The organism is Streptosporangium sp. NPDC004631, from assembly GCF_053601935.1.
This window is the reverse complement of the sequence record NZ_JBSGCR010000015.1, coordinates 32,991-55,062: the sequence shown is the minus strand read 5'-3', so window position 1 is coordinate 55,062 and position 22,072 is coordinate 32,991. Positions and strand designations below refer to the sequence as shown.

Sequence of the window (22,072 nt, the reverse complement as noted above, 5' to 3'; positions counted from 1 at the left end):
TGTTTCAGGCCTGTTCGTCAGGTTAAGGTCCTGGTTATGAGAGTCCTCGCGATCGTGCTGGCCGGCGGCGAAGGCAAACGGCTGATGCCGTTGACGGCTGATCGGGCCAAGCCCGCGGTGCCGTTCGGGGGGATATATCGGCTTGTCGACTTTGTGCTGTCCAACCTGGCCAACGGTCACTATCTGCAGATCGTGGTGCTGACGCAGTACAAGAACCACAGCCTCGACCGGCACATCTCCCGCACCTGGCGCCTCTCGGCCATGCTGGGCAACTACGTCACGCCGGTGCCCGCGCAGCAGCGGCTCGGGCCCCGCTGGTTCTCCGGCTCGGCCGACGCTCTGTTTCAGAACCTGAACCTCGTCTACGACGAGATGCCCGACCACGTCATCGTGTTCGGCGCCGACCACATCTACCGGATGGATCCCCGGCAGATGGTGGCGCAGCACATCGACACCGGCGCGGATGTGACCGTGGCGGCGATCAGGCAGCCGGTGTCCCTGGCCGACCAGTTCGGGGTGATCGAGACGGATCCGGCGGGGCGGCGGATCGTGGCGTTCCGGGAGAAGCCCAAGGACGCCGTGGGCCTGCCGGACGCACCGGATCAGGTGTACGCGTCGATGGGCAACTACGTCTTCAGGACACAGGCGATGCTGCAGGCGCTCCGGGAGGACGCCCTTGACCCCACCAGCAAGCATGACTTAGGCGGAAATATCATCCCGATGATGGTTAAGTCGGGTAGCGCGGAGGTCTACGACTTCGCCGACAACATGGTGCCCGGCTCCACCGAGCGGGACCGGGGCTACTGGCGGGACGTCGGGACCCTCGACGCCTACTACGAGGCCCACATGGACCTCATCTCGGCGCACCCGGTCTTCAACCTCTACAACAGCCGGTGGCCGATCTACACCGGCCACGACCCGCTGCCCCCGGCCAAGTTCGTGCACAACGAGGGCGACCGGGTGGGCCGGGCGATCGACTCGCTGGTCTCCGCAGGAGTGATCGTCTCCGGCGGCCTGGCCGAGCGCTCCATCCTCTCCCCCGGAGTGATACTGCACTCCCACTCCCTGGTCGAGGACTCGGTGCTGATGGACAACGTGAAGGTCGGCCGGGGCGCCGTGGTCCGCAAGGCCATCGTCGACAAGAACGTGGTCATCCCGGACGGCGCCCGGATCGGCTTCGACCTCGAAGAGGATCGCAGCCGCTTCGCGGTGACCCGGAACGGTGTCGTGGTCATCGGCAAGAACGAGATCGTCGACCGGTAGGCGTCTGGACGATTAATGAACAACGTGGCGACATGGTGGCCAACGGATGATTCACCACCATTAGAGATCTTTACCGGGTAGATTCTTCCGGGACGTCTCCCCAGTCACATGGCGGACCCCCTGAGCCCGAGAGGCCGGATGTTCGGAATCCTTCGCCGGCGCCGTACCCGTTCCCGCACGTCACCTTGCCGCACGTCACCGCGTCGGGCCCGCGAGGCGTACGGCGGGCACCCCGGACGCTGTGACGACCGCGACGGCCGCCGCGACCGCGGACTCCCGGAAAGGGGCTCCGGGTGCCACGGCTGACACGGGAGTTCCGGCGGCTGAGCCCGGCCGAGCGGCGGGTCTGGAACGCCTATCCGTCCGGGGTCTGGGTGGATCTGCGCACCGGGGAGGCCGGCGCCGACGACCCGGCGAACGGCGAGGAGTGGGGGCCGGAGCGGACGGTCCGGGCGGAGGTCGTCGCGGCGCTGCTGCTCGGCGCGCGGGAGCCCGAACCGGGCAGGACCGCCGGACTGCGGCTGGCGGGCGCCCGGGTGGCGGGGACACTGGACGTGTCGGACGCCGTCCTGACCGGCAAGCTGCACATGCTCAACTGCTACCTCCCCGAGGACGTCTCCCTGACCGACACCACCACCGTGGGCGTACGGTTCCGCGGGTGCGAGATGGGGCGGATCCGGGCGGCCCGGTGCACGGTCAACGGCCTGCTTGAGTTCGACGGCTCCACGGTCCACAGCGGGATCCGCCTGGACAACGCCCAGGTGAACGGCCAGTTCCGGCTCTCCAGAATGCGGCTGTCGGCTCCCGCGGGAAAGCCCAGGGCCTCGGAGAGCATGCTGGAGGACGCGCGGAGCCCGTTCACCGAGGCGGAGATGCTGGAGCGGGGCATCGGCCAGAGCCAGTGGGCGCTGTGGGCGGGTGGCATGGTCGTGGAGGGCGGGGCGTTCATCCGGGACACCCGGGTCACCGGCGGCCTGCGGATCATCGGGGCGAAGTTCCGCGGCGGGCTCTACCTGCAGAGGTCGGTCATCACCGCGACCGGCCCCTACGCCGTGCAGGCGGACTTCGTGGAGTCGGGGGCCGCGGAGTTCAGCGCGGGGTTCGCCTCGTCGGGCACGATCCGGATGCGGAACGCGCGCGTCAACGGGGTCCTCTCCTTCGACAGCGCGACGATGGAGGCCCCGGGCCGGGTGCTTCACCTCAGCCACGCCCAGCTGGACGAGCTGATCCTGCGGCCGGCCTCCCTCAAGGGGGAGGTCAACCTCGCCTACTCCCGGATCGGCCTCCTGCTCGACAGCCCGGCCAGCTATCCGGCGGGGGTCCTTCTCAACGGGCTGGTCTACGAGGCGCTGCGCGGTGGTGAGTGGACCGTGGCCCAGCGGCTGGCGTGGCTGGCCAGGGACCCGGACGGCTACCGGCCGCAGCCGTACGAGCAGCTGGCCGGCTGGTTCCGCCGGATCGGCCACGAGCCGGACGCCCGCCGGGTGCTGCTGGCCAAGCAGCGCCGCCGCCGCCGCACGCTCAAGCCCACCGGCAAGATCTGGGGCCGGCTGCTCGACCTCGTCGTGGGATACGGCTACCGCCCCTGGCTGGCCGGGCTCTGGGTGGCGGTGCTGCTGACCGCGGGCACCGCGATCTTCGCCGCCGTGCCCCCCGCGCAGATCGACCCGGACGAGATCAGGAACTTCCAGCCGTTCGTCTACACGCTGGACCTGCTCGCCCCGGTGAGCGTCTTCGAGCAGCGGGGGGCGTGGGAGCCGGTCGGCTGGACCCGGTGGCTGGCCTGGACCCTGGTCGCCTCCGGCTGGATCCTGGCCACCGCCCTGATCGCCGGCGCCGCCCGGGTGCTCCGCCCCAGCGGGACACCCTAGGCGTCCCGCGGACGGATCCGTCCCCTCAGAAGGACTCGTCGAAGGCGACGTTTCCCTCGACGGCCACCTGGTAGGCCGAGACCCGCCGCTCGAAGAAGTTGGCCAGTTCCTGAACGTCCTGCAGCTCCATGAACGCGAACGGGTTGGCGGTGCCGTACCGGACGGGCAGCCGGAGCCGGACCAGCCGCTGGTCGGCCACGTACTCAAGGTACTGCCTCATCTGGCCGACGTTCATCCCGAACAGGCCGTCGCCGCACAGGTCGGCCGCGAAGGCCAGCTCGACCTCCACCGCCTCCTCGATCATCTGGGTGACCTGGGCGCCGAGCTCGTCGTCGAAGAGCCCGGGCTCCTCGGCCCGTACGGTGTCCACCACGCCGAAGGCGAACTCCATGTGCATGGACTCGTCGCGGAACACCCAGTTGGTCCCGGTGGCCAGACCGCTGAGCAGGCCCCTGGAACGGAACCAGTAGACGTAGGCGAACGCGCCGTAGAAGAACAGCCCCTCGATGCACGCGGCGAAGCAGATGAGGTTGAGCAGGAACGCCCGCCGGTCGTCCCTCGACTCCAGGCGGGTCAGCCCGCCGAGTGAGTCGATCCAGCGGAAGCAGAACTCGGCCTTGTCCCGGATCGAGGGGATGTGCTCGACCGCGGCGAAGGCCTTGACCCGCTCCTCGTGGTCGGGCAGGTAGGTGTCCAGCAGGGTGAGGTAGAACTGGACGTGCACCGCCTCCTCGAACAGCTGCCTGCTGAGATACAGGCGCGCCTCGGGGGCGTTGACGTGCTGGTAGAGGTTGAGCACCAGGTTGTTGGCCACGATCGAGTCGCCGGTCGCGAAGAACGCGACGAGGCGGTTGATCAGGTGGCGCTCCTCCGGCGTCATCCTGGCCAGGTCGGCCAGGTCGGAGTTGAGGTCGACCTCCTCCACGGTCCAGGTGTTGCGGATCGCGGCCCGGTAGCGTTCGTAGAACTCCGGGTAGCGCATGGGCCGGAGGGTGAGGTCCATTCCAGGGTCGAGCAGCATCGGGCAGGCCTTTCGCGAAGAAAAGGGGGGCGCCTACTGGCAGGCGTCGCAGTACTCGGGGTTCTCCAGGGAGCAGGCCACGGCCTCCGGTTCGGCGACGGTCTGCGCCACGGTGGTCTGCGCGATCCTGGTGGCCGGGCGGGAACGCAGGTAGTAGGTGGTCTTGAGGCCCGACTTCCAGGCGTAGGCGTACATCGAGGAGAGCTTGCCGATGGTCGGCGTGGCCATGAAGAGGTTGAGCGACTGCGACTGGTCGATGTACGGCGTGCGCGCGGCGGCCAGGTCGATGAGCGCCTTCTGCGGCAGCTCCCATGCGGTCCGGTAGAGCGACTTCAGGTCCTCGGGCATGCCGGGAACGTCCTGGATGGAGCCGTCGGCCCGCTTGATGGCGTCCCGGATCACCGGGGTCCACAGGCCACGGGCCGAAAGGTCGCGGACGAGATACCGGTTGACCTGGAGGAACTCCCCCGACAGGGTCTCGCGCTTGAAGATGTTGGAGACCTGGGGTTCGATGCACTCGTAGCAGCCCGCTATGGAGGCGATCGTGGCCGTGGGGGCGATCGCGATCATCAGCGAGTTACGGAGGCCCGTCTCGGCGACCCGCTCCCTGAGCGCCGCCCACTCCGGCGACCGCGCGGCGTCGTAGTGGTCGGGGTGGAGCACCCCGCGAGCGGCCCGGGTCTCGGAGTAGGAGGGGTGACGTCCCCGCTCCACCGCCAGATCCGCCGAGGTGGCGTAGGCGGCGAGCGCGATCTCCTCGGAGATCCGGGTGGACAGCTCCAGCGCCTCCGGCGAGTCGAACGGCAGCCGCAGGGTGAAGAACACGTCCGCCAGGCCCATCAGGCCCAGCCCGATCGGCCGCCACCGCTCGTTGGCGGCGCGGGCCTCGGGGGTCGGGTAGAAGCCCAGGTCGATGGTCCGGTCCAGGAACCGCACGGCGATGCGGACGGTCCGGCGCAGCCGTGCCCAGTCGATGTCCCGGCCGTCCAGGTGGGCGGCGAGGTTGATCGATCCGAGGTTGCACACGGCGGTCTCGGCGTCGCTGGTGACCTCCAGGATCTCGGTGCAGAGGTTCGACAGGTGGATGACGTTCTCGGGCCGGGCCGTCTGGTTGGAGGTCCGGTTGGCTGCGTCCTTGAAGGTCATCCAGCCGTTGCCGGTCTGGGCGAGGGTGCGCATCATGCGGCCGTACAGGGCGCGGGCCGGGATCTGCTTGACGAACCGGCCCTCGGCCTCGGCGGCCCGGTAGGCCTCCTCGAACGCGGCGCCGTACAGGTCGGTGAGGTGCGGGACCTCCTTGGGGTCGAACAGCGACCACACGCCGTCGGCCTCGACCCGGCGCATGAACTCGTCCGGGATCCAGTTGGCGAGGTTCAGGTTGTGGGTGCGGCGGGCCTCCTCGCCGGTGTTGTCGCGCAGTTCGAGGAACTCCTCGACGTCGGCGTGCCAGGACTCCAGGTAGACGCAGGCCGCGCCCTTGCGGCGTCCCCCCTGGTTGACCGCGGCGACGCTGGAGTCCAGGGTGCGCAGCCACGGCACGATGCCGTTGGAGTGGCCGTTGGTGCCCCGGATCAGCGAGCCGCGCGAGCGGACGCGGGTCCAGGCGATGCCGATCCCCCCGGCGTACTTCGACAGCCGCGCGACCTGCCCGTACCGGTCGTAGATGGACTCCAGCTCGTCCCTCGGGGAGTCGAGCAGGAAGCAGGACGACAGCTGGGGCCTGCGCGACCCGGAGTTGAACAAGGTGGGCGAGCTGGGCAGGTAGGACAGGGTCGCCATGAGCGCGTACAGCTCGGCGGCCTCCTCGACCGTCTCCGACAGGCCGCAGGCCACCCGGAGGAAGAAGTGCTGGGGGCGCTCCAGGACCTTCCGGGTCTCGGGGTGGCGCAGCAGGTAGCGGTCGTAGACCGTGCGCAGCCCGAAGTACTCGAAGCGGGCGTCGGCGTCCGGTGCCACCAGCGCGTCGAGCACGGCGGCGTTGGCGGTCACGAACGCGGCCAGCCCGTCCTGGACGAGCCCGGCCGCGTGGGTCGCGGCGACGGACTCGGAGAAGGTGCGGACCCCGTTCCCGGCCGCCTCGTCGGCGATCAGCTCGGCCAGCAGTCCGGCGGCCACCCTGGAGTTCTCCGGGTCGGTGATCACCCGGGCCGCGGCCTCCTCGATGGCCAACCGGCGGTCTGCCGGGTTCCGCCCGATCTCCTCGGCGACGTCGACCAAGGTCTGTGTCACGTGCTACCCCTCGCGCGTTCGTATTCCCCGCACGGCTCTCAACCGGAAGGGACGCACGCGTCACAGACGGTTCCGGGCACGCCGGACCGCCTCGCTCCGCGGGCCCTCCCACGAGGCCCTGGACCAATCACGTCACCGGCAGGTTTTCGGACTCGCGGGCGCCTGGCGCATGCCTACTGGCCGTCGCTTCCCAGGCAGACCTCACCCAGTGCTTCATGACGGCGGTCGTTCCCGCTCACCGCTGCGGGGCAGTCCCGGACTTTCACCGGGTTCCCTCTTACCTCGCCCCGATGGGCGAACCAGCAACGACCAGGATCCTACATCTAGTGCCGCCCGACGCAACTACCCCAACAACTTGTGTCGATAGACCTCATTAATCCAAGCTCGTTGAGCACTCCCCGGGTACGGCGGGTCTCGGTGACGAGCCACTGACGAAAATCGTCGCCGCTCAGGTAGACCCGGTTCCAGCCGTTGGCCGCGCAGACGGCCTGCCAGCGGGGCGAGGCGTCGATCCGGTCGCACAGGGCGAGGGCCTCCTCCCGGTCCCCGGCGCTCATGCCGCGCGGGCCGAGCAGCCCGCACCAGTCGGTGTACTCCAGCCGGACCTCCCGCTCCATCAGCGTCGGCGCGTCGATCCCCTCGATCCGCTCGGCGGAGGAGACCACCAGCGGCCGCACGCGGCCCGCGGCGATGTCCGGCATGAAGGAGCGCGCCGACCCCAGGATCGCGGCCACCCGGCCCTCGTAGAGCGCCTCGGCGGCCTCTGCTCCGCCGGAGTATCCCGCGTAGTCGAGCAGCCGGACGTCCACCCCCAGGCACCTGCCGATCATGCCGTAGAGCACGTGGTCGGAGCCCCCCTCCAGCCGTCCGCCCACCATCATCTCGGCCGGGTTGCGGCGGAGCACCGCGGCGAAGTCCTCGAAGCTGCGCAGCAGGGAGTGCGCCGGGACGACCAGGGCGGCCCAGTCGCCGACCAGCCGGGCCAGCGGGGTGGTGGCCTCCGTCACGGAGTCGGCGTTGGCGATCTCCGCCCCGGCCACCATCGGCATGCCGGTGAGGAGCAGCCTGCCCTCGCGCGCGAACGCGCCCCGGGTGGCGGTGAACGCGCTCAGCGCGGCCACCCCCACGTTGCCCGGGTAGTTGCTCACCTCGACCGCCCGCGCCAGTCCCTCCCCGCGCAGGACCGCGGCCAGCGCGCGGGCGGTCCGGTCCCAGCCCTGCCCCCGCCCCGCGGGCGCGACGATGGTGAGCCGGCCCGCCGGCGCCGCGCCGGAGTCGCCCGCCCTGCCGCAGCCGCCGGCGGCCATGACCCCCAGCGCGAGCGCAAGGAACCGCCTACGGTACATAAGCGTCCTTCCGCCGAGATCCCCCAGACCCCTCAACACTTCACGTTACAGGCATGTCACCATCTGTCACATGCCGGGGGTCACCGTCGGCGGACGGCGGGCATCACTCCACGGTGACGCTCTTGGCCAGGTTGCGAGGCTTGTCCACATCGCGGCCCAGCACCACGGCGGCGTGGTAGGCGAAGAGCTGGAGCGGGATCGACAGCAGGATCGGGTCCAGCTCGGTCTCGTTCCTGGGCACCACGACGCAGTCGTCGGCAAGCCTCGGGTCGGCCGTACGATGCCCGACCATGAGCACCCGCCCGCCGCGCGCGCGGATCTCGCCCAGCGTGGTGAGGTTCTTGTCCAGCAGCTCGTCGTCCGGGACGATCGCCACGGTCGGCATCTCCGGGCCGATCAGCGCCAGCGGCCCGTGCTTGAGCTCACTGGCCGGATAGGCCTCGGCGTGCACGTAGGAGATCTCCTTGAGCTTCTGCGCGCCCTCCCTGGCCACCGGATATCCCCGGACCCGGCCCACGAACATCATGCTCGGCGAGTCGGCGTACTTACGCGCCAGCTCCGCGATCCGCGGCTCCAGCGCGAGGATCTCCTCGATCTGCCCGGGGAGCGCGCGCAGCCCCTCGCAGATGCGGCGGCCGTTCGCCGGCGACAGGTCGCGCACCCGGCCCAGGTGGAGGGCCAGCAGCGCGAAGGCCACCGCGGTCGAGGTGAACGCCTTGGTGCTCGCCACCGAGACCTCGGGCCCCGCGTGCAGGTAGAGGCCGCCGTCGCACTCCCTGGCGATCGCGCTGCCGACGGTGTTGACGATGCCCAGCACCCGGCCGCCCTTGCGCTTGAGCTCCTGGACGGCGGCGAGGGTGTCGTAGGTCTCCCCCGACTGGCTGATCGCCACGTACAGAGTGTCGGCCTCCACGACCGGGCTGCGGTAGCGGAACTCGCTGGCGGGCTCGGCGTCGGCCGGGATCCGCGCCAGCTCCTCGATGAGCTGGGCGCCGATCTGCCCCGAGTAGTAGGCGGAGCCACAACCGATGATCTTCACCCGGCGGAACGACCTGGTCTCCCGCGCGTCCATGTTGAGGCCGCCCAGGTGGGCGATGTGGAAACGGTCGTCCAGGCGTCCGCGCAGCGTCCTGGCCACGGTGTCGGGCTGCTCGGAGATCTCCTTGAGCAGGTAGTGCTCGTAGCCGCCGGTGTCGTAGTGCCCGGCGTCCCAGTCGACGGTCAGCGGCTCCTTGGCCGTCTCCCGCGCGTCGCTGGCGAAGGTGTGGAACCCGTCGGCCCTCAGCACCGCGAGCTCACCGTCCTCCAGGTGGACCACCTGGCGGGTGTAGCGGACCAGCGCGGACACGTCGGAGGCGGCGAACATCTCCTTCTCCCCGATGCCCAGAACGATCGGGCTGCCGTTGCGCGCCACGACCACCTCGCCGGGGCGCCGGGCGTCGATCACCGCGATGCCGTAGGTGCCGACGACGCGCTTGAGCGCGCTCCGGACCGCCTCCTGGAGCGAGTCGGTCTCCTCGACGGTGCGGGCGATCAGGTGGGACAGCACCTCTGTGTCGGTCTCGGACAGGAAGACCGCGCCGTCGGCCTCCAGCTTGGCGCGCAGCTCGTCGGCGTTCTCGATGATGCCGTTGTGCACGACCGCGATCCGCTCGTCGGCGGACAGGTGCGGGTGGGCGTTGACGTCGCTGGGCGCGCCGTGGGTGGCCCAGCGGGTGTGCCCGATGCCCAGGGTTCCCTTGAACCGCGCGGGCACGACCGCCGCCAGGTCCGCCACCCTGCCCTTGACCTTGCGCATCTTCAGGCCCTTGTTGGAGACCACCACGCCGGCCGAGTCGTAGCCCCGGTACTCAAGACGCTGCAACCCCTCCAACAGAATCGGCGCCGCGTCCTTCGACCCTACATAGGCCACGATTCCGCACATCTGGCCGCTCCTTACCCATAGACGATCCGGCGCAGTTGGCGCAGGGAGAGTTCCGGTGCCGCGACACGACGGGCCTGCAACTCGACGGCGATCCTGGGGAAGATCTCGTCGTTGACCAGCCCCCTGGCCTTCAGTTCGGCGTGCCGACGCCGGACGAACGCCCCGGTGGGCTCGGAGAAGTAGGCCAGCACGTCCGCCACGACCCGCGCCGCCTCACCGGGGCCGAGCACACTGGTCCGGGTCAGATGGGCGATCAGGTCGTCGTGGGGATGCCATGCCGTGGACACAGAGGAGGACCATACGCACCCGAACGGGATTCACCAAGTTTTCTGCCCGATTTCAGGCAAAAATTATTACCCTTCCCCCCTCTCCCCCCGATGACGAAACAATCGGTAATCTCTCATGACTCTGGGTAGCCATCTGGTGGAGAGGAACCACGTATGCGTCGTCTGCCGGGGATCTCGATAGTTGCCGCCCTCGCCGTGTTGATCCCCGCCGCCTGGGAGGCCGCGCCCTCGGGGACGACGGCCGACGAGACCGTCCGCGGAACGGCCGCCGGCACCTCGCCGGCGACGGGCCCCGGCCCCGCGGCCGCGACAGGGACCCCCGGCACCCGCCCAGGCCCCGGCCGCGACCCCGGCCCCGCCCTCGTCCCCGACCCCACCCCCGGCCCTCCCGCCGGCCTCACGCGCGGCCCCGGCCGCACCCACGGCTCCAGGTCCGGTGGTTCCAGGTCCGGCGGCCCCGGCGGCGACCTCCGCGGCGGGACCGGCCGCCAGGCGGCCTTCGAGCTGGCGGCCCGGGCGTACGGCGTGCCGGAGAGCGTGCTGCTCGCCGTCTCGTACCTGGAGTCCCGGTGGGACTCCAACGGCGGCCGGCCCAGCGTCTCCGGCGGCTACGGCCCGATGCACCTGGTCGACGTCCGGATCCGGCCCGGTTCGCACCGGCACACGAGCGGAGACCCGCGCGGCGACGAGACCCGGCCGCACCCGATCGACGTCCCGGCCATCGCCCCGGTCCCGCCCGAGAACACCCTGCGCCGGGCCGCGGAGCTGACCGCGACCGACCCGGCCGCGCTGCGCGGGGATCCGGTGGCCAACATCCAGGGGGGCGCCGCGCTGCTCGCCGACTATCAGCGGCGCGCCGGGCGGGAGCCGAGCGCCGACCCGGCGCACTGGTACGACGCGGTGGCCCGCTACTCCGGCTCGCCGGACGCCGGGGCGGCCGAGTTCTTCGCGGACGAGGTCTACGCGACGATCCGCGCCGGTGCCACGCGGATGACCGACGACGGCGAGCGGGTGGTCCTGCCCGCGGCCCCGAATCTGGTCCCGCCGCGCCCCTCCGGCCCGGCCGGGCTGCGCCGCGCCCCCGGAGCCGCCGCGCCCGACTGCCCGGCCACCGTCTCCTGCGAGTGGATCCCCGCCGCCTACCAGCGCCTCAAGAACGGCGGATACGGCAACCACAGCAAATATCGCGGACACCGTCAGATCGACTACATCGTCATCCACGACGGGGAGACCGGCTACGACGTCATGACCCGGCTGGTCAAGAACCCCGCCTACCTGAGCTGGCACTTCACGCTGCGTTCCAGCGACGGGCACATCGCCCAGCACCTGCGGGGCGACGACGTCGGCTGGCACGCGGGCAACTGGTACTTCAACGCCCGCTCCATCGGCCTGGAGCACGAGGGCTACCTGGCCAAGGGGGCGTGGTACACCGAGGCGATGTATCGCTCCTCCGCCAGACTGGTCCGCCACCTCGCCGGCAAGTACGACATTCCGCTGGACCGGGCGCACATCCTGGGCCACGACAACGTGCCGGGCACCACCCCGGCCAGTGTGCGCGGCATGCACCAGGACCCCGGCCCCTACTGGGACTGGAGCCACTACTTCGAACTGCTCGGCCGCCCGCTGACCGGCTCGTCCGACCCGGACGCGCGCCTGGTGCTGATCAGGCCCGACTACGCCGTCAACCAGCCCCGCTTCACCGGCTGCGCCAAGTCCGGCGAGTGCCGCCCCAGAGGCGCCGCCTCGGTCTGGCTGCACAGCCGCCCCTCCCCCTCCGCCCCGCTGGTCAAGGACATCGGCAAGCACCCTCACGAGGGCTCCACCTACAGCGTCTACGACCACGCGGCCCGCGCCTCCACCGGCCAGCGCTACGCGCTCGCCGACCGCAGAGGCGACTGGACCGCGATCTGGTACCTCGGGCAGAAGGCCTGGTTCCACGACCCGGCGGACGCCCCCACGTCCGTACCCGCCGACGGCCGCCTGGTGACCCCCCGCCCCGGGCTGGCCTCCGTCAAGGTGTACGGCCGGGCCTACCCCGAGCCGTCGGCCTACCCCAGGGGCGTCCCCCGGCAGCCCCTCACCCCGCTCCAGTACACCTTCCCCGCCGGGCAGTCCTACAGCCTCGGCATGACGAGGCAGGGCAGCTACCTGCGGAGCTCGGCCTCCGGCCCGGCGAGACACCGGGTCATCAGGGGCGACGCGCGCTATCGCCAGATCCAGTTCGGCCACCGGGTGATGTTCGTGCGGGCCGCCGACGTCCGGGTGACCCCCGCCGAGGTTCAGCGGCGAGCAGCCCGGTTGCACACATCCACCCGCCGAAAGCGCTAGAGTTTTCACGTGCCCCGGGCGATCCGCCCGGGGGCGCGCGGAAGTGGCTCAGTGGTAGAGCATCACCTTGCCAAGGTGAGGGTCGCGGGTTCGAATCCCGTCTTCCGCTCCGGCAGGTCCTCCGGGGCCTGGCTGGTGGAGTGGCCGAGAGGCGAGGCAACGGCCTGCAAAGCCGTGTACACGGGTTCAAATCCCGTCTCCACCTCAATGCGCGGACACCGGAGTCCCGACGATCCGGTAAAGTAGCGCCAGTGCCGCCGAGGGGGAACCCGGAGCAGACACGCGGAAGTGGCTCAGTGGTAGAGCATCACCTTGCCAAGGTGAGGGTCGCGGGTTCGAATCCCGTCTTCCGCTCTGATGTCACCCGAGGACGATTAGCTCAGCGGGAGAGCGCTTCCCTGACACGGAAGAGGTCACAGGTTCAATCCCTGTATCGTCCACCACGCTCCATGGCGGGCCAGGTCCGACCTGGTCAAACAGGAGACAGAGCCCCAGCTTACGGCGCCTGCGCGGGAGTCTGGGGCTTCTTGCTGTTCCCGGTTGATCCCCGTATTTGCCAGCACCGGTGCTGACGTTGTGCTGACCTACGGGAGGTACCGGCCCACCGAAGTCGCTTACCCGCCTCATACCTTCCGCATCGCGTCAAGGATGCCCTGAGCGAGGGGCAGGCTGGAAGCGGCGACGAATTTCCGGCGCCGCCCCATGGCCCTCCTGATGTCGGTCACGGTACCGAACTGGTAATCCAGAGGGAGAGGACGGCCCTGGAGATCGAGAACCACCCCTCCGGCGGCGTTGAGGATGTAGTGCCCTGGCGCGAGGTCCCAGACGGCGAAGCCCTTCGCGAACTCGATCATCGCGTCACTGAAGCCTGCGGCGACATGGCACAGACCGATGGACCCGAAGTCCACACCGAGCCGACCCCGGCGGGCACCGTCCTGAGACGGTTGGCTCAACTCCTCCATCAGGCGAGTCTGTCGGGCGAGCGGTTGGAAACGTTCGGCCGGCTTCATGAAGTAATTCGTGATCAACGACTCTGACAGCGATGCGAACCGGTTCAGCCGCAGTACATGAGGGATCTTATCTTCTGTGAAGACGAAGGCTTGTTCTTGCCCGGCATTGTCACGGACAGCGAGGTAGATCTGAAGATGGTGGAAAATATCGCCGACAACCGCCACGATCGGGCGCGCGAGGCTACGTGAGTAGACCAGGACATGGGTGTATCCGTACAAGGCGCGGACCGCTAGCTCGCTCGTGTCGAGCGGATCGACCAGAACACACAGGTCCGGGTCCGGATCATCTCCGATGATCTGAGGATCCGCCTCCTCTGAGGCGTAGACGTACGACGGAATGACCTCGGTCAACAGCTCCCGGTAGCGGTTGTGCATCCACAGATCGTGTTCCGACAGAAAGTTGTCGGCGTGCCGATAATTCCGGCTTTCTGAGCGATTACCCGAAAGTGCGGCCTCGACGAGGCGCGGACGAATCTCGCTGATCACCGTAGCGACCAGTTCGGTGAGGCTCTGTGCGATACCTGGTAGAGGGAGCTGGGACGTCACGACGTACCTTCGTTCTTTCAGCGTAGTTCTAGGGGTGGCTCAATTCCGGGAGGGCTCATCGTCGCGGCGATGAACACCGCTTTGAAGTCTGCGGCCCGCATGATGCCTGCGCCGGTCAGATCATCGAAGCCGGCCACTTCAAGATCCCGCCCCTTCGTCATGGCACCGAAGACGGCGAAGTAGATTTCCGCACCTGGATAGCGTCTGCGAATCTCTCTGGTGATGAATCCGACGACGTCCGCATGTTTCACCTCGAAGTCGCATAGGACGATCGAGGGAGCCTCCGGCAGCCCCGGGTACACCGAAGCCTGATCGAGGGTGATGAAGTCCCGGCTCTTGTTGCACTTGAGGTATCCGATGGGGCATCGGCCGAACTGGGCAGAGGCAAGGAAGGTCGCCATCACCAGGCCCGCTTCGTTGATCCCGAAACAGGCGTCCACGTCCACACGTCGCCCGACGTTCTTGATTTGCTGGATAAGCCGTTCCAGGCCATAGCCGAATGATGCCCAGGTCAGGTTCAGCAACTGACCTGGTTTGGGGTTGAGCAAGGAGTATAGGCAAATCTCTGGATTCCCGTACTCAACGGTCGGGACAGCAAGGTTGAAGTCGGGACCGGTGATGTTGTCTTCAGTGGAGATCATTCGTGAGCTTGGCTCGACCGAGTGTTCTTTTGAGCCTATCTGCGGACTAGGTGAATCGGCGGCAGTGAACCTCTTCAGCGAGAGCTGGTCTTCGGGCGCGAGGCGCTCATATGCCTCAGCGACCAGATCACCAGGTGAGACGTGATCGTTCGCCACCCCCAAAGGGCCGGCGCTGTACGCGGTGGCGAGGATCAACAGGCTTGAGAAAGACGGGGGCGACCCGGCTCCGGTGCGGGCACGCGCCCACGTTTCCCATGCGTTGATGGAGGTGCCCCCCAGACTGGTTTGGTGTCCGGCCACCTCGTTGTATCGAACGGCGGCTTGGTCCTGAGAGAGACCGCATACGTAGCGATGCGCCTGAAGGCTAGGTATGTCCGGATGCTGATTCATCAGCTCGATGGCGGCTCTCTTGACCGAGCCCGTCTCCTGCCAGAGCTGCTTTCCGATACGCGCCAGTTCACGCCCTCGCACCTGAGGGCTTCCTCCGCCCTGACTCCGGGTAGGCATCACTCGCCTCCTCATTGGTTCGGGGCCAGATTACCCATCTCAATGGGCGATGATCTGAAGATCAGCAAAAAGGCAGCTCAATGCCGCCCATAGATCCGAGTGATTACGGACTGTGCCGCAGGTGCGGGAAAGAGTCGTCGACTCCTACGGTCTGAGCCATGGCATCCGGACAGACAGCGACAGAGCCCAGCACGGGGGGCCAGAGCAGCAGCGCGGGACAGCGCCGGGTAGACCAGTTGTCCGAGCTTGAGCAACTCCTCAAGGCCCAGGGCATCAAAACATCAATCATTCACCGGGTAGGGCTTCGCCTGTACGGCAAGGAGACGAATCTCTTCCCCCGAACCGATCGGGTCGAGCTGGTCGCCTTCAGCCGTGGAGGCTGGGAGGTGGCCACCGTGATGGTAGGTGAACGCGCCGGCGGCTTCCTGGTCTCTCTTCCCACGGTCGAGGTCGGCTGCCAGCAGGTGAATGGAGACCAGCCGCACGCGGTGGTGGACCTGATCCTCGCCACGCTCCCGAAGGACGCCGGGTGAGGCGGGAGATACCGGAGTCCGACGTGACCGAACTCCCGGACGGCACCTTCGAGGCACACCGCAGGGGCGCTTCCGCGAGCGTCCCCAGTGTGACCGCCCCGACGTTTCGCGCGCTTGAGCTGGAGTGCCTGGCCGCGCGGGTGACGTGGACGCTCACACCGGCCTGGAGGGCAAGATGACCGGCCCCGCGGCGGTCGGCGTCGCCCTTCGCAAGCCCTACGTGACGCCGTACGCCGAGGAGAGCGTGGACCTGCCGGTCACCTTCGAGATGGCGGCCGGGGTGCCCCGGCTGACCTACCCGGACGCGCTTTCGCAGGAGTGGATGTTCGGGGTGCTGTGGGCTCGCTGCGGCACCGCGCGAGCTGGAACGATCCTGTGGTCCAAGATCCATACGCTGCGTCAGCGCCGCTGCATGCTCAAGCGACTGTGCCGGGTGTGCGGCGGGTCAGCCGTGGACCCCGAGACCGGGCGCGTCTGGTGGGTCATGGCCTCCCCGCTGCCCGGTGACCATGCCGAGACGTGGCCTACGGTCGGACCGGCCACGTGCAAGGGGTGCGTCAGCGAGGCCCTGAGCGCCTACCCGTATCTGCCCATGGAAAGCCCTGCCGTCTACACGGTCGGCGACTGCTCCCCCATCGGAGTCCTGGCTGACATCTACGGCCAGGACGACGACGGCCGGGTGATGGAGACCCGTCATCAGACCGCCATCGGCCTGGACGAGTTCCATCTGTTGCATCGGGCGCTGGCCACACAGCTGATCGTCCAGGTCCACGACCTCCAGCCCGTGCCGTATCCGGTGAATCAGGACTGAGGGCACATGATCATCGAAGCGGGCGGGAAAGCCGCCGACGCCATCACCGTGACCATCCTGCCTGCCATCGTGGCCGCCATTGCCGACTCCTTCGTGAGGGACCGGCGCAACGGGGGGGCGGCCGTGGCACCGAGACTCCTGGCGCGACTCCTGAGACTCCCCCGATAGGGCAAGCCCTTCCCTGGACGGTCCACACCCGTTGACCGAGCCCTATCGGGGGCTCCACACCGGACAGGCCTCCGCTTCTGTCCGAATACCTCATACTCCCAGGCTGTCACCTGGGCAAACAGCGCGGACAAACGCCACGGACAACTCGTGACACCCAGATTTCTTCGTCAGTAAGTCTTAAGAAGATCCACCAGAGCGGTTCCATCCGCGCCACGACCCGCCGGGATCACGGCGGTGGACCTGCTCCGGTCAAAGATCACCTCACTGGCCCCCTCCCCACAGAGGAGGCCGGTGTCGTTGTGTGCCCGGACGAGGCGGCGTCCGATGTGGGTCTTTCCGGCGGTGTCGGCACGCGGGAGTCAGACGGCCGGCCCGCCGATTCGGCTCCTCCCCCTCCCCCGCGACCCCTGCGGGTCGTGTGTGCCATATCCCCGGAGAGAAGCCCCCCTGTCTCCGCCATGCCGGCGAGGAGCCGGTGTCATGCGAGTACATCAAGGCGATCACGCCGGTCTGTCCCGCTCCCCACGACGTCGTGCGTCCCGGCCCGCGACGGCGGCAGGCTCGGGGAGCCGCGGGTCACCGGGGCGCCGTACGGGCCGCCCGGGGAGGGCCCGAGGGCCGCCGGGCGGATCGTGCCCCGGGCATGAAATGTGACGGGCGCCGACTTTACCCGCGACACTCGCCGCCAAGGAGGCACCATGGAGGGACGCATACCGTAAAACCAATTAATTGCCATGCTTTTCCGAGCACGGCGGAGGAGGCGAGCCTGTGCACCGCGTGGTGGTCGATCCGGAGATACCGGCGGATGTGGCCGGCCTGCTGCGCCGGAACGGGCCCCTGCTCCTCCGCCTCCGCGCGGGCTGGAATCCCGAGCCGGACGGCACCTCGCGGATTCCGGCCGCGCTCCTGGCCGCCTTCGGCGGCACGGCGCTGCTGGGCGTGGGGGCCTCGGCGCTGACCGGCGCCTTCCTGGCGCCCCTCCTTGTCCTGCTCAGCGTCTATCTCGTCGTCCTCTCCTGCGTGTACCTCGCCAGGAGACCCCGTCCCGCCGACTCGGCGGAGCGTGTCCTGTACCGGATCTCCCGGCAGTACGCGGGGCGATACCTGATCATGGAGGACTTCGACTACGGCGCCAGGGACCTGCTCGGCCGGGCCCAGCGGGCGATCGACCACGTCCTGCGCTCCCGGGTCAACGCGGTGGGGATGCTCGACAGCGTGCGCAACGCGGTGATGCTGCCGGCCGAGGAGTGGGAGATCGCCCGCCTGCTGACCAAGCTGTCGGCGCTGCGGGCCAGGCACGGCCATCTGGCCCGGGGCGGCAGAACACCGGAGGTGGCCGCCGCGATGGCGCCGCTGGAGCGGGCGCTCGTCGCCAGCGAGGCCGCCGTCGTGGCCCGGGTGGAGGCCCTGGAACGTTACGCGGGCCACGTGACCCAGGCCGACCGCGCCCTCACCTCCCAGAGCCAGATCGAGGCCCTCAGGGCGCACCTGCCGGAGTACGAGCAGCTCGTCGCCGAGACGGGCGCCGCCCGTTTCCTCACCCCGGAGATCGGTCACCTCAGCGAGGACGCCGTCCACCTGCGGCGTGCGCTGCGCGACAGCGTCCGCTCGGCGCACGAGGCGTTCCAGCACCTGGACGGGCCCTTCCACCCCGGCCCCTCCCACCTCCCCTCCGGCCGTCCGGACGGGCCTTTCCAGAACTCGGCCGGACACCACTCCCCGCCACCCCCGTCGCCACATTCTTGATCAAAACGCCTGGGTAGTGTCTGGTACATGACGGGACAACCAGTGCTGGTGTACGACGGCGACTGCGGCTTCTGCACCGCGAGCGCCCGGTTCGCCGAGCGGCGGATCGGCGTGCGGGCCCGCTTCACCCCCTGGCAGCTCGCGGACCTGGCCGCGCTCGGCGCCACACGGGAGCGGGCGGACCGCGAGGTCCTCTGGATCGACCACGGCCGGGTGTACGGCGGGGCGCAGGCGGTCGCCAGGCTGCTCATCGCCGCCGGTCCGCCGTGGAGCCTGCCTGGCCTGCTGCTGCGGATGCCGCCGCTTAGGTGGGTGGCCCACTGGGTCTACCGGCTCGTCTCGGCGAACCGTCACCGCCTCCCCGGCGGCACTCCCGCCTGCTCACTGCCCGCGGACCGGCGATGAGCGTCCTGCTCACCGGGTTCGAGCCGTTCGACGGCGCCGCGGTCAACCCGTCGTGGGAGGCGGTCAGGCTGGTGCCCGGGGTGCGGGCCGTACAGCTGCCGTGCGTGTTCGGCCAGTCGCTGGAGCGGCTGCGCACGGCGGTGCTGGAGCACGACCCCGCGGTGATCGTCTGCGTCGGGCAGGCCGGGGGGCGGCCGGACGTCACCGTCGAGCGGGTGGCCGTCAACCTCGACGACGCCCGCATCCCCGACAACGCAGGGCGGCAGCCGATCGACGAGCCGGTGGTGCGCGGCGGCCCCGCCGCCTACTTCGCCACGCTGCCGGTGAAGGCCTGCGTGGCCGCGGCCCGTACGGCGGGGGTTCCGGCGAGCGTGTCGCACAGCGCGGGAACGTTCGTCTGCAACCACCTCTTCTACGGCCTCATGCATCTGATCGCCACCGAGTCGCCCGGAGTGCGCGGCGGCTTCGTGCACGTGCCGTTCGCCCCCGAGCAGGTCCTGGGCCGGGGCGAGCCGTCCATGCCGGTCACGATGGCGGCCGGGGCGCTGACCGCGATCGTGACCGCCGCCGTCTCGGTACGGAGCGACCTGCGCCTGGTCGGCGGCTCCATGCACTGACGGTGAGAACATCGACGCCGGCCACGGCCGCTTCCGGGTACTACAGCGGCACGCCGTACACGGTGCGGCGGCCGACGAACTCGGTGACGCTCCAGACCATGCCCCTGTCGCGGACGCAGGTGAGGTCCTCGGGGCCGACCGGGTAGGGCCGCCTGCTCACCGTGTCGCCGACCACGACCAGGACGCCGTTCCTGGCCGCCCCCGCCCCCTGGCTGAGATACCAGACGCCGCCGTGGGAGAGCGCGCCCTGGATCCTGGCCTCGGGCAGGTGGTGGACGTCCAGGGCACCGGCGACACCGGCGGCGTCGGCGCGCAGGGAGCCGTCGGGGTTCAGCGGCCAGCGGGCCACCCGGCCGGGTGGCTCGGGAGTCTCCACGTACTCGCCGGAGACGAGCGTGCCGGGGTCGGTACTCCGGTCGACGGCGACGAAGGAGAAGCGCGCGGTCCCGCCGGCCGAGGTCCAGGCGCCGGTCTGCGGCATGACGTAGCGGTAGCCGAAGGCGTTGTACACCCGGCCCCTCCTGCCGATCGCCGTCCTGTCCTCCCCGTTCACCTCCAGGATGTGCCGGGTGTCGAACACCCGCAGCCCCAGCCGGGTGTCCGCGACGTACAGCAGGCCGCCGTACCAGGCGACGCCACCCGCGTGGATGTCGACCGGGGAGACGTCGCCGCCCGGGTCGGCCACCACCAGCAGGACATGGCGGTAGCGGAGCGTCGCCGTGTTGAGGAAGGACAGGCGCACCCCGCGCTCGATCCCCGTCTGCGGCCGGTGATACCAGCTCACCACGAACGCGCCCCCGCCGACCCCCGCGTCGGAGGCGCAGGTCAGCCCCTGGGGGTACCAGTCGGTGACGGCGTTGTCGTCGGCGTCGAAGCAGTACCAGTCCGCCGGACGGGGTCTCATCGTCCCGAAGGCCCCGGCCCCGGCGGCCCCCCTTCTGACCGCCACCCGGTTCGCCGTGGCCAGCACGGTGTCGAGGGGCACCTGCCTGAGCCGTTTGCCCAGGGCCTCGACCCCGGCCATGAGGTCGCCGTCGTTCCGCCTCAGCTCGAACGGTTCCACCTCGGTGGGCGCCATCGCGCTCATGGGGGAATCTCCTTCTCCGGTCACCGCCCGGACTGACGGAGCAAGATATGGAGTTTATGAGTATGCCGGGACTCAGATCCCTTCGTGACCGGCGGTCAACCGGTCAACGTGGTTCCCGGTGGCCACCGTTCCCGGGACCCGGCCGTGGATCAGCGCGGCCAGGTGTGCACCGGATCGCCGGTCAGCGCCAGTTCCCGGTAGCGGGCCACCATGCGGGCCCGCTCCGCCGGGTCGCCGGCGAGCTCGCCCAGGGCCTCCCGCTGCCAGATCGCCCCGGTACGGCGGAGCCTGACGCGCTCCCGGATGATGTCCAGCGCCCACGCGGCCTCGTCCGGATCCACCCCCACCCGTTCGAGCCCTGCCGCGGCCACGGGCAGCAGGTCGAGGGCGAGCCGCGCGGCGGGAACCTCCTCCGGCATGCCCGGCCAGGCCATCGGCGCGTCCAGGCCGTGAATCGCGGCACGGTAGAAGTTGCGGTAGGCGGCGGCGAAGGGGAAATCCTCCACCGGTTCGACCGCCAGGGCCGCGGTGAGCCCGAGCAGGAACGCGCTGTTGGCCGCCATGTCGGCGGCGGTCGGCCCGGCGGGCAGCGAGCGCATCTCCACCCGCAGGTGACCGCCGTCGGCCGGGTCGTAGACCGGCCGGTTCCACTGCCACACCGTGCCCTGGTGCAGCCGGAGCTCGGCCAGCCGAGGGGCTCCCCCCGCCTCCGGATCCTCCTCGGAGGTCATCGGCATGACCGGCTCGTAGTCGCGGACACACGCCTCGAACATCTCCTCGGCCCCGCGCACCCAGCCGGAGCCGAAGGCCACCCGCCGGTCCCTGCGGTCGCGCCGCTCCACGTCCCGGTCGTCGGCCGCCTCCTCGAACAGCGCGATCCTGGTCTCCTCCCACAACCGCCGTCCCAGGAAGCCCGGCGAGTTGCCGCTCACCGCCAGCACCGGGCCGGTGGCCAGCTGGGCGGCGTTGTAGACGCCGGCGAAGGTGGCGGGAGCCGTACGGAGGTGCACCTGCCACGAGGTGTTGGCACTCTCCAGGATGACCCCCTCGACCTCCAGCTCCAGCTGCTCGACGCCCTCGATGCTCACCCGGAACGGCTCGGAGCGCAGCCGCCGCATACCCCGGCTCAGCGCCCGGTAGCGGCTCTCGTCGCTGAGCGCCTCGTGGGTGAAGTCGAACTCGCTCAGGGAGGGCAGGATGCCGATCGCCACAGACTGCCCGCCCTGCGTGGCCGCCGCCGCGTCCACCATGGCCATCGCCTCGCGCAGCTCCCGCAGCAGGGCGGTGAAAGGCCGCCCGGCGAGCGGCAGCGGGGTCAGGTTGATCTCCAGGTTGTAGCGGCCGAGCTCCGGCACCAGCCGGTCGTCGTCGGCCGCGGCGCGCACCTCGTGGTTACGCGGGAGCGGACGCCCCTCGGGGGTTATCAGAAACAGCTCCAGCTCGGCCCCGATGGTCGCGGTCCCCGCGCCGAAGCCCGGCCGGGCGAGCAGTTCCCGGAGCGTGACGAGCTGGTCCGCCAGCCGCTCCCCGAAGCGGGCGAACTCCGCCTCGGAGAATCGGTCCTTGTCGACTTGCTGGCCCATTGCACCATCCGATCAGTCGGTCCCTGTGCCCCTCCCCTGTCCCAAGCCGGCGGTTCTAATCGGTACGCCCCGTAAAAGGCGGCTCCAACGCGTACCCGGTCGCGGTTCCGGCGGCCCCGGAGCCGCCCTGCCTCCCGCGCGACCCGGCC

At 69.7% G+C, this 22,072-nt stretch carries 18 protein-coding genes, 4 tRNA genes and 1 riboswitch; of the genes, 13 read left to right on the top strand and 9 right to left on the bottom strand.

Features of this window, described 5'->3' with window-relative positions; genetic code table 11:
• Positions 1 to 30: 30 nt before the first annotated feature.
• Complete coding sequence (glgC, locus tag ACWEF2_RS17255; RefSeq protein ID WP_453816419.1) at positions 31 to 1,263, top strand: glucose-1-phosphate adenylyltransferase; 1,233 nt, start codon at positions 31 to 33, stop codon at positions 1,261 to 1,263.
• Between the two features lie 293 nt (positions 1,264 to 1,556).
• Entirely contained in the window at positions 1,557 to 3,134 is a 1,578-nt protein-coding gene (locus ACWEF2_RS17250; RefSeq protein ID WP_453816266.1) for a pentapeptide repeat-containing protein, read from the top strand.
• 25 nt (positions 3,135 to 3,159) lie between these two features.
• Here ACWEF2_RS17250 and ACWEF2_RS17245 read toward each other — a convergent pair whose 3' ends face one another.
• From ACWEF2_RS17245 to ACWEF2_RS17225, 5 genes are all read right to left on the bottom strand, one after another.
• Positions 3,160 to 4,155: a ribonucleotide-diphosphate reductase subunit beta gene (locus tag ACWEF2_RS17245; RefSeq protein WP_453816264.1), complete on the bottom strand. Its 996-nt coding sequence runs from the start codon at positions 4,153 to 4,155 to the stop codon at positions 3,160 to 3,162.
• A gap of 33 nt (positions 4,156 to 4,188) precedes the next feature.
• Positions 4,189 to 6,384 (bottom strand): ribonucleoside-diphosphate reductase subunit alpha, encoded by a 2,196-nt coding sequence (locus ACWEF2_RS17240; protein WP_453816262.1) that lies wholly within the window; start codon positions 6,382 to 6,384, stop codon positions 4,189 to 4,191.
• Between the two features lie 120 nt (positions 6,385 to 6,504).
• Positions 6,505 to 6,703: riboswitch (cobalamin riboswitch) on the bottom strand.
• 4 nt (positions 6,704 to 6,707) lie between these two features.
• Positions 6,708 to 7,730 (bottom strand): Bug family tripartite tricarboxylate transporter substrate binding protein, encoded by a 1,023-nt coding sequence (locus tag ACWEF2_RS17235; RefSeq protein WP_453816260.1) that lies wholly within the window; start codon positions 7,728 to 7,730, stop codon positions 6,708 to 6,710.
• Between the two features lie 103 nt (positions 7,731 to 7,833).
• Positions 7,834 to 9,654 (bottom strand): glutamine--fructose-6-phosphate transaminase (isomerizing), encoded by a 1,821-nt coding sequence (glmS, locus tag ACWEF2_RS17230; RefSeq protein WP_453816258.1) that lies wholly within the window; start codon positions 9,652 to 9,654, stop codon positions 7,834 to 7,836.
• Positions 9,655 to 9,665: 11 nt separating this feature from the next.
• On the bottom strand, positions 9,666 to 9,941 hold the full coding sequence (locus ACWEF2_RS17225; protein WP_453816256.1) for a hypothetical protein: 276 nt from the start codon (positions 9,939 to 9,941) through the stop codon (positions 9,666 to 9,668).
• Positions 9,942 to 10,094: 153 nt separating this feature from the next.
• Here ACWEF2_RS17225 and ACWEF2_RS17220 point away from each other — a divergent pair, with 153 nt between their 5' ends.
• The 5 genes from ACWEF2_RS17220 (at position 10,095) to ACWEF2_RS17200 (ending at position 12,712) form a co-directional block, all read left to right on the top strand.
• On the top strand, positions 10,095 to 12,269 hold the full coding sequence (locus ACWEF2_RS17220; protein WP_453816254.1) for an N-acetylmuramoyl-L-alanine amidase: 2,175 nt from the start codon (positions 10,095 to 10,097) through the stop codon (positions 12,267 to 12,269).
• 37 nt (positions 12,270 to 12,306) lie between these two features.
• A tRNA-Gly gene (locus ACWEF2_RS17215) sits at positions 12,307 to 12,378 on the top strand.
• A gap of 25 nt (positions 12,379 to 12,403) precedes the next feature.
• Positions 12,404 to 12,474, top strand: a tRNA-Cys gene (locus ACWEF2_RS17210).
• A gap of 77 nt (positions 12,475 to 12,551) precedes the next feature.
• Positions 12,552 to 12,623, top strand: a tRNA-Gly gene (locus tag ACWEF2_RS17205).
• Between the two features lie 14 nt (positions 12,624 to 12,637).
• Positions 12,638 to 12,712 (top strand) — tRNA-Val (locus ACWEF2_RS17200).
• A 180-nt stretch (positions 12,713 to 12,892) separates the two neighbouring features.
• Here the strand turns inward: ACWEF2_RS17200 and ACWEF2_RS17195 are convergent.
• On the bottom strand, positions 12,893 to 13,825 hold the full coding sequence (locus ACWEF2_RS17195; RefSeq protein WP_453816252.1) for an inositol monophosphatase family protein: 933 nt from the start codon (positions 13,823 to 13,825) through the stop codon (positions 12,893 to 12,895).
• A 17-nt stretch (positions 13,826 to 13,842) separates the two neighbouring features.
• Positions 13,843 to 14,937 carry a hypothetical protein gene (locus ACWEF2_RS17190; protein WP_453816250.1) on the bottom strand — a complete coding sequence of 365 codons (1,095 nt, stop codon included), beginning with the start codon at positions 14,935 to 14,937 and terminating at the stop codon, positions 13,843 to 13,845.
• A gap of 272 nt (positions 14,938 to 15,209) precedes the next feature.
• On the opposite strand from ACWEF2_RS17190, the gene ACWEF2_RS17185 reads away from it, so the two are divergent.
• The 6 genes from ACWEF2_RS17185 (at position 15,210) to pcp (ending at position 19,253) form a co-directional block, all read left to right on the top strand.
• Complete coding sequence (locus ACWEF2_RS17185) at positions 15,210 to 15,506, top strand: hypothetical protein (RefSeq protein ID WP_453816248.1); 297 nt, start codon at positions 15,210 to 15,212, stop codon at positions 15,504 to 15,506.
• A gap of 145 nt (positions 15,507 to 15,651) precedes the next feature.
• Positions 15,652 to 16,317 (top strand): hypothetical protein, encoded by a 666-nt coding sequence (locus ACWEF2_RS17180; protein ID WP_453816246.1) that lies wholly within the window; start codon positions 15,652 to 15,654, stop codon positions 16,315 to 16,317.
• Positions 16,318 to 16,323: 6 nt separating this feature from the next.
• Complete coding sequence (locus tag ACWEF2_RS17175; RefSeq protein WP_453816244.1) at positions 16,324 to 16,485, top strand: hypothetical protein; 162 nt, start codon at positions 16,324 to 16,326, stop codon at positions 16,483 to 16,485.
• A 768-nt stretch (positions 16,486 to 17,253) separates the two neighbouring features.
• Complete coding sequence (locus tag ACWEF2_RS17170; protein ID WP_453816242.1) at positions 17,254 to 18,231, top strand: hypothetical protein; 978 nt, start codon at positions 17,254 to 17,256, stop codon at positions 18,229 to 18,231.
• A gap of 27 nt (positions 18,232 to 18,258) precedes the next feature.
• The gene (locus ACWEF2_RS17165) at positions 18,259 to 18,636 is read left to right on the top strand and encodes a thiol-disulfide oxidoreductase DCC family protein (RefSeq protein WP_453816240.1); all 378 of its coding nucleotides are present in this window, start codon (positions 18,259 to 18,261) and stop codon (positions 18,634 to 18,636) included.
• Entirely contained in the window at positions 18,633 to 19,253 is a 621-nt protein-coding gene (gene pcp / locus ACWEF2_RS17160) for a pyroglutamyl-peptidase I (protein ID WP_453816238.1), read from the top strand. The genes ACWEF2_RS17165 and pcp overlap by 4 nt, the downstream gene beginning before the upstream one ends.
• A 40-nt stretch (positions 19,254 to 19,293) precedes the next feature.
• Here pcp and ACWEF2_RS17155 read toward each other — a convergent pair whose 3' ends face one another.
• Both ACWEF2_RS17155 and ACWEF2_RS17150 read right to left on the bottom strand, forming a co-directional pair.
• Complete coding sequence (locus tag ACWEF2_RS17155) at positions 19,294 to 20,340, bottom strand: hypothetical protein (protein ID WP_453816237.1); 1,047 nt, start codon at positions 20,338 to 20,340, stop codon at positions 19,294 to 19,296.
• Between the two features lie 149 nt (positions 20,341 to 20,489).
• Positions 20,490 to 21,923, bottom strand: coding sequence for a glutamate--cysteine ligase (locus ACWEF2_RS17150; RefSeq protein ID WP_453816235.1), 1,434 nt, complete (start codon positions 21,921 to 21,923; stop codon positions 20,490 to 20,492).
• Positions 21,924 to 22,072: the final 149 nt, after the last annotated feature.

What these genes read in the sequence shown, in the direction of transcription:
- ACWEF2_RS17175 (WP_453816244.1), top strand. Translation starts at nt 16,324, where the DNA reads ATGATCATCGAAGCGGGCGGGAAAGCCGCCGACGCCATCACCGTGACC.
- ACWEF2_RS17245 (WP_453816264.1), bottom strand. Translation starts at nt 4,155, where the DNA reads ATGCTGCTCGACCCTGGAATGGACCTCACCCTCCGGCCCATGCGCTAC.
- ACWEF2_RS17150 (WP_453816235.1), bottom strand. Translation starts at nt 21,923, where the DNA reads ATGGGCCAGCAAGTCGACAAGGACCGATTCTCCGAGGCGGAGTTCGCC.
- pcp (WP_453816238.1), top strand. Translation starts at nt 18,633, where the DNA reads ATGAGCGTCCTGCTCACCGGGTTCGAGCCGTTCGACGGCGCCGCGGTC.
- ACWEF2_RS17220 (WP_453816254.1), top strand. Translation starts at nt 10,095, where the DNA reads ATGCGTCGTCTGCCGGGGATCTCGATAGTTGCCGCCCTCGCCGTGTTG.
- ACWEF2_RS17155 (WP_453816237.1), bottom strand. Translation starts at nt 20,340, where the DNA reads ATGAGCGCGATGGCGCCCACCGAGGTGGAACCGTTCGAGCTGAGGCGG.
- glmS (WP_453816258.1), bottom strand. Translation starts at nt 9,654, where the DNA reads ATGTGCGGAATCGTGGCCTATGTAGGGTCGAAGGACGCGGCGCCGATT.
- ACWEF2_RS17235 (WP_453816260.1), bottom strand. Translation starts at nt 7,730, where the DNA reads ATGTACCGTAGGCGGTTCCTTGCGCTCGCGCTGGGGGTCATGGCCGCC.
- ACWEF2_RS17165 (WP_453816240.1), top strand. Translation starts at nt 18,259, where the DNA reads ATGACGGGACAACCAGTGCTGGTGTACGACGGCGACTGCGGCTTCTGC.